5 protein-coding genes are annotated in these 10,177 nt (G+C 49.6%); 2 read left to right on the forward strand and 3 right to left on the reverse strand.

Features of this window, described 5'->3' with window-relative positions; translation table 11 throughout:
• The coding region (locus NZ772_07165; GenBank protein ID MCS6813335.1) for an AAA family ATPase at positions 1–4,802 on the reverse strand (4,802 nt) is incomplete at its 3' end.
• 302 nt (positions 4,803–5,104) lie between these two features.
• Positions 5,105–5,599, reverse strand: a complete 495-nt coding sequence (locus NZ772_07170) for a GNAT family N-acetyltransferase (GenBank protein ID MCS6813336.1) — start codon at positions 5,597–5,599, stop codon at positions 5,105–5,107.
• A 195-nt stretch (positions 5,600–5,794) separates the two neighbouring features.
• Here NZ772_07170 and NZ772_07175 point away from each other — a divergent pair, with 195 nt between their 5' ends.
• Positions 5,795–7,555: an AMIN domain-containing protein gene (locus tag NZ772_07175; GenBank protein MCS6813337.1), complete on the forward strand. Its 1,761-nt coding sequence runs from the start codon at positions 5,795–5,797 to the stop codon at positions 7,553–7,555.
• Positions 7,556–7,593: 38 nt separating this feature from the next.
• On the opposite strand, the gene cysH is transcribed toward NZ772_07175, so the two are convergent.
• The gene (cysH, locus tag NZ772_07180) at positions 7,594–8,325 is read right to left on the reverse strand and encodes a phosphoadenosine phosphosulfate reductase (protein ID MCS6813338.1); all 732 of its coding nucleotides are present in this window, start codon (positions 8,323–8,325) and stop codon (positions 7,594–7,596) included.
• A gap of 208 nt (positions 8,326–8,533) precedes the next feature.
• Between cysH and ileS the strand changes: the two genes are divergently transcribed.
• Positions 8,534–10,177: isoleucine--tRNA ligase (gene ileS / locus NZ772_07185; protein ID MCS6813339.1), on the forward strand; the 1,644-nt coding region annotated here is incomplete at its 3' end.

Genomic DNA, 10,177 nt, shown 5'->3' on the forward strand with positions numbered 1-10,177 from the left:
ATGCGTGACATTTCTAGGACATCATTGATCAAACTCAGGAGATATTCACCACTACGATTGATAATCTCTAGAAATTTGCGCTGGTGTCTGCTTAAGGTAGCATCACGGGTTAACACTTGAGTAAAGCCTAGAATGGCATTTAATGGCGTGCGCAGTTCGTGACTCATTTTAGACAAAAACTCGCTCTTAGCCCGGCTGGCAATCTCTGCAGCCTCTTTTGCCTGCTGAAGAGATTTTTCTACTTGAGCACGATCGCGAATCTGTTGCTGCAACTCCTGGGTACGTTCTTGCACCTTCTCTTCTAGGGTTTGCGAATAGTCTTCTAGTTGCTCATAAAGGCGAGCATTTTCTAGAGAAATAGCGGCCTGTGAGCACAACAACCGCAGCACTTCTAGGCGATCAGGCGTAAATGCCCCTACGATCAGATCATTTTCTAGGTAAAAAATGCCAACTAACTTACCCTGATGTAAAAGGGGTAAACAGAGAATTGATCGGGGCTGATGTTGTTTGATGTACGGGTCTGTTAGCTTTAGAGGTGAATCTAGATCTTGACTATTACTAGCATCATCCAGAACAACATCGTCCTGGGTATTAGCTACATAACGAATCAAGGAAAGCGGCAACTGATCATCCGTGGCAACAACAGCAACTTGCTCTACCCTAGGGCCAGACTGTTCCAGGATACCCTTGATTTCAATGATGAACTGCTCGTTGTGTTCCGTTAGCAGATAGCCAACACAGGCACCTGCATTTTCCAAGACGATCGTCATAACGCGCTCCAGCAACCGAGATAACACAATTTCGCTCGACATGGCCTGAGCAGCCCTCATCACAGCAGCTAGGTCAAGGTTGTCGGTTGTCAGGGTTGGGGGCTTGCCAGCACTCAGAGTCTGCTTGGTATGATTCAGTAGTTCTGGATAGCGCTGTTCTAAGTCAGTAACTTTGGCCGTAGCCCCCCAGTGGCAATAGGCATGATAAGCATCTTGAAGGTAGGTACTAGCCGTGCTGGGTTGATTTTGATCTAGATAGAACAGTGCTGCGCGTTCCTGGGCAAGAGCGGCATCATGGTTATAGCCATGTTGATAGGCCAGCGCTACTGCACGATCATAGTGCTCAATAGCCTGTCGTTTGCGGTTGCGCAGGCGGTTACACTCAGCCTCTACCAGATGAACATGGTGCAAGCAGTTCATGGGCGCATGAACTGCCCAACGCCTTAAGGTTTTTTGATTAATGGAGACTTGGTGCCATAACTCCTGGCTTTCGCTTGCTGAAACGATGGGTATTGCAGCCAGACAGCTCAGGGATTGGTACAGGTTAAAGGTAATAGCAAGAGCCGTGATAGCGCTACCCATGCGATAGTGAGTTGCGGCTCTAGCATGAATAAGGGCTTGCCTATAGTCAGCAAACTGATAACACAGATATAGCTGGAGAACATGAAAGGTAAACAGGCTAGCGGTATCGTTAGCTCGCTCATGTATAGGCAGCATTGTGTACCGATCGTAGGCACTGCCATTCAACACGCAGGGAGTATCACTATTGCCCGTAAGATTTAGCACTAATTGCCATCCCAGTCGATGCCAGTGCAACACTGACTCCTGTTTGAGAGCCGTGATTTTATCCGCCGCTTCTCTCATGATTTCGCCCAGAATTGATAGGGACGTACCCGTAAACCAAGCGTAGAAGCTACGAACTGCTAGGCTAGTGGCTGCCGTGGCTAAATCACCCAATTCTAATGCTGTTTGGTGAATATCTAACAATTCTGGCAAGGTGGTACGGGCGTGTTCTTTCCAAGGCTTAATGCTGGTTACGATCGTCTGCCGAATGCTGGCTTGCAGGGAATTATCCTCAAGGGATTGCATCAGGGCGATCGCCCACTCCCCTAGCCGACACCCGCTCTTGATGTCAAGATTAGCGCACAGCAGAGACCCATAAATAGCGTAGGCAAGGGCAGATTCTGGAGTATTCCCAAATTGGCGCGATAGCCACAGTTGTTCTACTAAAATCAGTGGCACTAGCTCTGGAGCAGCATTGACAGTCGTTGTCATCAAACTAGAGAGCAGATGCATAGCAGCTAGGTGAACTGGATTAGCCATCGCCAGCCGATGCACTTGACTTGATCGGGTGAGCAAAATCAACTTGGTACGCAGAGTTGCCCACAAAAGATGATGACAACGAGGATGCCGTGGTAGCCTTACCCCTAGCTCTGTCAAGAGAGGCAGCGCGATCGTAATTGCCTCCAACTCTCGGTTTTGAGATTTCAGAGCTTGGATCCAAACTTCATAAAAGCCAACCTTATCCAATAGGTTGCGTACATAGGGCAACGCTGACTCTAGCAACGCCTCTACCTGTTGATACTCAGCACTGAGATAGGCAGCATTGGCTGCGCGTAAGTGCAAGTCCAACATGAGGTCATAGCAGCGTTGCCAGCCATCACTACCCACTAGAGTGATTCCTACCTGGCAATAGGTAAGAGCTGCTTCAGCCGCTGCCGTGATTTTTGCTCTTTTCGCAGCCAAGAGATTAAGCTGCGCCAGATGATCTCGGTCGGTTTGAACTGTAAGGCAACTAATGCCAGCATTGAGCTGAGTAACGATTTCAAAAATCTTTTCATCTCGCTTTTCTGAGGGGGTATTTTTCCAGAGTTGCTGCCCAATGTGCCAATGTAGAGATGGTCGTTGTTCAGGAGGTACCAAGTCATAGGCAGCTTGGCGTAGGCGATCGTGGGCAAACTGGTACTTAACCATAAATTGCCGTGAAATAGCAGGATTAGTACCTCCAGTCGTTTGTCCAGCATTGTCTAAGGGCACGATGAATCCTTCTACAACAGCTCCCCACAAACAGGCAGCGGTCTCCCGTGGCGACTGCTGAGCTACCGTGACCAAGGTAACTAGTTCAAATGGATTACCTAAATAGGCTGCTAGAGAGAGCACCCGCCGGGTGCTCTCCGATAGTGACTGCATTTTTTCTGTCAACAGAGCAGCTTCGTTATCAGCAATGTCAAGCACTTGAATGGGTTCTAGCTGCCACTGCCAGTGGTGAGTTGTGGGGTCAAACCTAATCAGATGGCGACGATGGAGCAACGTCAGAAATTCCTTAACTACTAAGGGATAGCCACCTGTTTTTTCTGCAATCAGGGCAGCTAGAGGCTGTACTTCTGCGGGCGATCGTCGTAAAGTGTCAGCCGTTAGCTCTGTAATTGCGCCTAAGCCCAGTGGTTCTAGGGCGATGGTTTGCACAGGCAACTGTCCTGATATTTCTGCCAGCCGAATCACTAGCCCCTGATTAGCCTCTAGAGCACTAGATCGATAGATACCAATCAGTAGTAGTTGGGTGTTCGGGGTTGTTATCAGCAGTTGTAAGAGTTTGAGAGAAGCAGGATCAGCCCAGTGCAGGTCATCAAGCACCAAAACTAACAGTCGGTTGGCTTGGGTGAACACTTGAACCAGATTTTGAAAGGCTAGATGGCAACGCTCATGCCAGTCAGCAACGGGAACTGGCTGGGGTGGTCGCTGTTTTCCCATAATTAGCTCTAACTGCGGGATTACCTCCGCCATGAGGTAATAATCTTTCCCCAGAGCTGCTTGTAGCCTCGCTCGCCAGTCAGCTAGTTCTGCTTCAGGTAACATCAACAGTTGCCGCACCAAGTCAGAAAATGCATTAATCAGTGCCTTATAGGGTTGGGTGACGGTTGCAATGGTATACTGCTGTTCAAATTTGCCGATGATTAAGTAACCTTGGCGATCGCTAACTGTTGTGCGCAAACTCCTACTAAGGGATGTTTTGCCCACGCCAGACTCTCCGGTAATCAAAACAACTTCTGGCTGGCAACGTCGAGTAACCCGATCCAGAATCTGAGATAACCGATTTAGTTCAACTTCTCTGCCATAGAGACGAGTTGGTATTTGAAAGCGGCTGACAACATCGTTAGCGCCCAGTGAAAAAGGTTCAATTCGACCAGACTGCTGCCATCGTTCCAAACAGGTTTGAAAATCAGCTTGAATGCCTGCACCACTTTGGTAGCGATCGTCTGGATTCTTCGCCAGCAACTTCATAATAATTTGCGACACCATCAACGGCACGCTACCTGGGAGTAAGTGAGGCGGAATTGGAGTTTGGGCGATGTGGCAATGCACCAACTCTAGCGGATCTGTAACTGTAAATGGTGGTGCTCCCGTTAGCAATTCATAGAGGGTTGCCCCCAGGGAATAAAAATCGGTACGGTAGTCTAACGATCGACTCATGCGACCTGTTTGCTCAGGAGACATGTACACCAAGTTGCCCTCTAGCAGAGTAGGGGGCTGCAACGTGGGAACCCGCTCCGGTAAACGATCGTTAATGAGTGTAGCGGCTAGCTTAAAGTCAATGAGTTTGAGTTGGTTTGTCTCTAGGTTCCAGATAATGTGTTCAGGATTAATATCACGGTGAATCAAGCCAGCAGCATGTAACTCGGATAGACAGCCTGCAATCCGCATCCCTAAGTAAAGAATTTCGGACAGAGTAAAGCGGTGATCGCGCTGTAAAGTAGCCAATGAGTCACCACCAATGTCTTCTAGGATGGTGACTAGGCCGCCTTGATAGGTAAACACGTCATAGGCTTGAATCACCCCCCCTAGGTTAAGTGCTCGCAATAGGCCATATTCCTGCCTATACCGATCAAGCTGCGTAGTGGACTGCACCTTTATCCACTTCAACACAACTGAGCGCCCATCGACATCCCGAATGCCTCTGTATACGGCAGAGCGATTGCTATTATGCAAACAGTCAAGAAGCTGGTAACCAGGAATGGAGCGCATAACAGACATCTATCCAGTACTCAAATCAGTTTTTACAGCAAGATACGGATAGCACCGGGATTCTTTAACAACCCCTAGCAATTCTAAGTCGGTCTTGATGCAGTCTCCGTATGGTATATAAAAGCACTGGAAAAACCAGGAGGTTCACCATCATGAATTCTAGGCATAGTTAGTTAAGACTCTATATGAGAGAGTGCTGTCTCTGGTCTATTCACGCCTCATTAGCCATAGATCACTACCTAGGTCTATAGTGTATCGCTGATCAGCCGATGTGTAACCGATCCGCTGAGAGCTAAGCAGAAAAAATCACATTACTCGTCTACTCGGCGGCCCACAATAACTAGATCTCGTTCGATGTCATCGAATTTTGCTACACGTGGCAGGTATCCCCACTGCTGAAAACCAAGGCGCTCAAATAATTTTAAGCTAGGCAAATTGTGACCAAAAATAAACCCAACTAGGGTTGTAATTCCTAGGTAGGGACTTTTACCGATAGCCGTTTCCACCAGGAAGCGTCCTACACCTTGGCGGCGAAACTCCGGATGAACGTAAAGGCTTAACTCGGCTGTAGAGCGGTAGGCGCATCGACCATAGAAAGCTTGAAATCCTAGCCAACCTGTGATTATCCCGTCTGCTTCAGCTACCCACAAGGGATAGCGATCGGGCTGGTGGGCATGAAACCAGTCCCGTCGGCTATCAACCGTCACTGGCTCCAGGTCACCAGTGACCATGCGACTTGGAATCGTTGTATTGTAAATGGCGACGATCGCCGGTAGATCTGATTCAGCAGCATCACGAATGAGCATGTGCAGGGATTGACCTATATCTGTGGTTTTCTTGATAAGTGATGTACTATATGTGGAATTGTGCGGGATATTAACGATAGTTATAGAGTCGCAAGACGAACCATGACGATCAGCTCAAATTGAACTATGCTTGAGTCCTAACCATATCGATAGCGTTGTAGGTACTGCGGTCGCAGATAAAACGGATACGGAATTATGAGACAGATTGAGCAGCGGATTATGAATTGGTCACGGATATGGCCCCATGTTGTCGGGTTATCTACCCTGGCATCGGTAGTCATGATAGCTCCTGCCTATGCTGGTGAACTGACTCAGTGGAGCTTTGACCCTGTAACCAACCGTCTCGATGTAGTTACATCCACTAGCATCAAGCCACGTCATCTATTGATGGCACAGCCTGCTCGCATTATCTTAGATCTGCCCAACATCAAGCTAGGCAATATTGCTACCCAGAAACGCTTCCCCACTGGGGCCGTCCAACAAATTCGAGTGTCGCAGTACCAACCTGACGTTGCCCGCATTGTGCTGGAGTTATCTCCTGATGCTGTGTTGGATCCGCGTCAAGTTGCCCTAGAACCAGTAGGGGGGAATGGCAATACGGCCCCACGCTGGATATTGCGCCCCCTGTTAGCTAGCAGTAGCCCTGTAGGATCTCGCCCTAGCCAATCAGCTACATCGTCATCATCTGGGACAAACGCCGTAACCATCACTGCCGCATCGCCTGAATTCCCGCCAAGCTCTGCTGATAATACTCAGGGAATTCCAATCGCAGTGACATTGCCAGAAACACCCCCCAACCCAACTCCTAGTGCTCGCTCTGCAACTCGATCGTCTTTGCCGGGGTCATCGCCTGCAAGCAGCTTGCCTCAACTGGGGCCAACAACCACTACTCCAACTGCTCCTGTAGCAATGCCAACCCAGCCACCAACCCAGCCGATCGTTGTGTCGCCCCAATCTAAGCCACCAGTCCAGCCTTCACCCGTTGTTTCTCCTAGGGTTGTCTCCTCTTCTACTACGACGGCTCAAACGGTGACTGAGGTATTTCCTCCAGCTATTATGCCTTCTAAAGAGCAAGTTACCGTAACTGTACCTGCTCCCGACCAGGCAGCCGCTCTACCAACTAGAGTTGAGTCAATAGGCCAATCACCCAGTGTGTCTCCACCAGTTGCACCACCACCCGCGACACCTCGCCCAGTAGCGCCAGTATCTGTACCACCACCCGTTGCTACCACTCCCATAGCTTCAGCACCGAGCCAGCCGTCACCTCTACCAACACTGTCTCCAGCACCTTCAACAGCGGTGTCTGTACCCTCATCTCCGCCAGCATCTCCTCCAGCCGCTACCACTGCCCCACCGTCTAGCACTCTACCATCATCTTTGCCAGTCAGCAGTCGCTCTAGTGCTATAGACTTTGGGCAACCCTTGCCGATCGCCCGTAGCTCGCCATCCACCACCATTTCACTGCCTCCCTCTACGTCCAACCCCGGTACTGCTACCCCAGTGGTTCCCTTTGGCACCGCGCCAGTATTTAACTCATCGGTTCCCAGACAAACTCCACCACCGCCGACCGTTTCTCCACACAGCAATGCTGGAGTAATCTATGCTGCTATCACAACAAAGACCACTTCAGGCACTATTTTGCCATCAGGCACAGTGCTCAGCGTGCGATATCCGGGTACAACACCCCTCAATCTGCAAACAGCGATCGGTCGCCAGGACGTGTTGCTTCTACAAACTGAGATTCGATCAGCATCGGGCCAAGTCATTTTTTCAGCAGGCACTCCCATCATTGGTCAGTTTCAACTAACCAGCCAAGGAGGACAGTTCATCACCCAAGCTATTGTGCTGGCCGATCGCAACATACCCTTAATGGCCCGCTCTGAGTTCTTACCTACGAGTATTATTCAGCCAAACCAAACTCTTCAAATTAGCTTGACGGATACACTCACAAATTAGCCACACATTAGCAAACTAGTCCAACCAACAAGTTTCACCTAGATGTGAATTCCACATTCGGTTTTACCAGTGCCACGCCAGCGACCAGCGCGCTCATCCTCACCTTCGGCAATGGAAGTCGTTAATGGCTCATCGCCAATACTGGCATACCCCTGATCGTGGAGCGGATTATACATCATGTCATGTTCATAGGCATAGGCCCAGCTTTCCTTTCGAGTCCACGCAGCTAGGGGATTGATCTTCAACCGTCCTTGCTTATCTAGTTCAAACAGAGGCATATCAGCACGAGTGGCCGATTGGTCGCGACGACGACCTGTAATCCAGGCAACGGTATTTAGCTCTGCTAGCCCCCGCTGAAGGGGTTCAATCTTAGTAATACTGTGAAATTTTTCTACATCCTTCTCCCACAAGGCTTCTCCATACTTGGCGGCAAATGCTTCTCGTGAGTCTACATCTGGAACTGTGTAAACACGGAGGTCGAGGTCATAATGCGCTTTTGCCTTAGCAACCAGTTCAATCGTTTCAGGAAAATGGTGCAGCGTATCTAAAAACAGAACTGGAACTCTGGTAGCAGGCTTTAGATCGCGATACAAAATGTCAGTGATAACCATGTCGTCAACATTGAAGGCGCTGGTCTGCACAAGACCTGTAGGTATAGTCTCTATACACCATGACAAAATCGCCTTGGGATGGGCGGCCGCAAACTTCCGGTTTAGAACATCCAAATCTACGTCAGGCAAACTGACTGAAGATTTCATCGGCTTTGCCATGCTGAACTCCTACGCTGCTGAACTCAAATGGTGAACTGGTTACCAGATCATACATTACTATAAAACCCAGTCTGGATAGTGATTGCCCTATGGAATTTGTGCCAATTGCCACAAAATTTGATAGATACTCGATAGTAAAGAAAGTTGAAGGATGGCAAGCTTCTCTCAGATAATAGTTGGGTACCGTGCGTAAACACCCTCAGCGATCGTGACAGACTCCGGACAGTATAAAGACACCATTAACTTGCCCCAAACTCGCTTTGACATGCGAGCCAACGCTACAGTACGTGAGCCAGAAATTCAGAAGTTTTGGTCAGATCACCGCATCTACGAGCATTTAGCCACCCACAACCCTGGTGATCCGTTCGTGCTTCATGATGGGCCACCCTATGCCAACGGCACTCTGCACATGGGTCATGCCCTTAACAAAGTTCTGAAGGACATTATCAACAGGTTTCATCTCATGCAAGGGCGGAAAGTCCGCTACGTTCCTGGTTGGGATTGTCACGGTCTGCCGATCGAACTCAAAGTTCTGCAAACCCTGAAGCCAGAAGAAAAGAAAAACCTAACCCCGCTAGACATTCGCCGTAAGGCACGTGACTTCGCTCTGGCCACGATCGCAGAACAAAAGCAGGGATTTCAGCGCTATGGCGTTTGGGGTGACTGGGACAATCCATACATCACTCTTACTCCTGCCTACGAAGCCGCGCAAATTGGTGTGTTTGGGCAGATGGTGCTAAAAGGTCATATCTATCGGGGACTAAAGCCCGTGTATTGGAGTCCTAGTTCTAAGACAGCCCTTGCAGAAGCCGAACTGGAATACCCAGAAGGTCATACCTCCCGTAGCATCTATGTAGGGTTTCCCCTTGTTGCCCATCTAGACATGCCCGATGTGCTGCGTTCCCTGATGCACGATTTTGGTGATTTGAAGGTAGCTATTTGGACCACAACTCCTTGGACTATCCCCGCCAATTTGGGTGTGAGTGTTAACCCCGACTTGGACTATGCGGTTGTCGAGGTAGGGCATGAGTTTCAACCCAAGACTAAGTATCTCATAGTTGCTGCTGCTGCTGTAGAGCGGTTGTCTGCAACCCTAGGGACTTCCCTGACGGTCATGGCTACAATTCCCGGCAAAGCGCTAGAACACCTCGTTTATCGCCATCCCCTCTACAGCCGTGAAAGTCCAATCTTACTAGGTGGTGACTGGATTACAACAGACTCTGGTACGGGCTTAGTGCACACGGCTCCTGGCCACGGCCAAGAAGACTATCTAGTAGGGCAGCGCTACGGTTTGCCTCTGCTGTCACCAGTGGATGACGATGGTAACTTTACTGCGGAGGCAGGTAGCCAGTTTCAAGGTTTGAATGTGCTGAAGGAAGGGAACACCGCTGTCATTGAAGCCTTAGCCGCTGCTGGTGCCCTTTTGAAAGAAGAAGCCTACGTTCACAAGTATCCCTATGATTGGCGCACGAAGAAACCAGTCATCTATCGGGCAACGGAGCAGTGGTTTGCCTCGATCGCAGGCTTCCGTGAGGCAGCCCTCAAAGCCATTGCTGACGTGCAGTGGATCCCTGCCCAGGGAGAAAATCGAATTACACCGATGGTGGCAGAGCGGTCTGATTGGTGCATCTCACGCCAGCGTAGTTGGGGTGTGCCTATCCCTGTCTTTTATGACGATGAAACTGGGGAGCCATTGCTGAATGCTGAGACGATCGCCCACGTGCAGCAACTGATTGCTCAACATGGATCTGATATCTGGTGGGAACTGCCAGTTGACGAACTGTTACCACCTGCCTACCGTGCTAACGGGCGTACCTATCGCAAGGGTACTGACATCATGGACGTGTGGTTT

The organism is Cyanobacteriota bacterium (assembly GCA_025054735.1).
Classification (GTDB): domain Bacteria; phylum Cyanobacteriota; class Cyanobacteriia; order SKYG9; family SKYG9; genus SKYG9.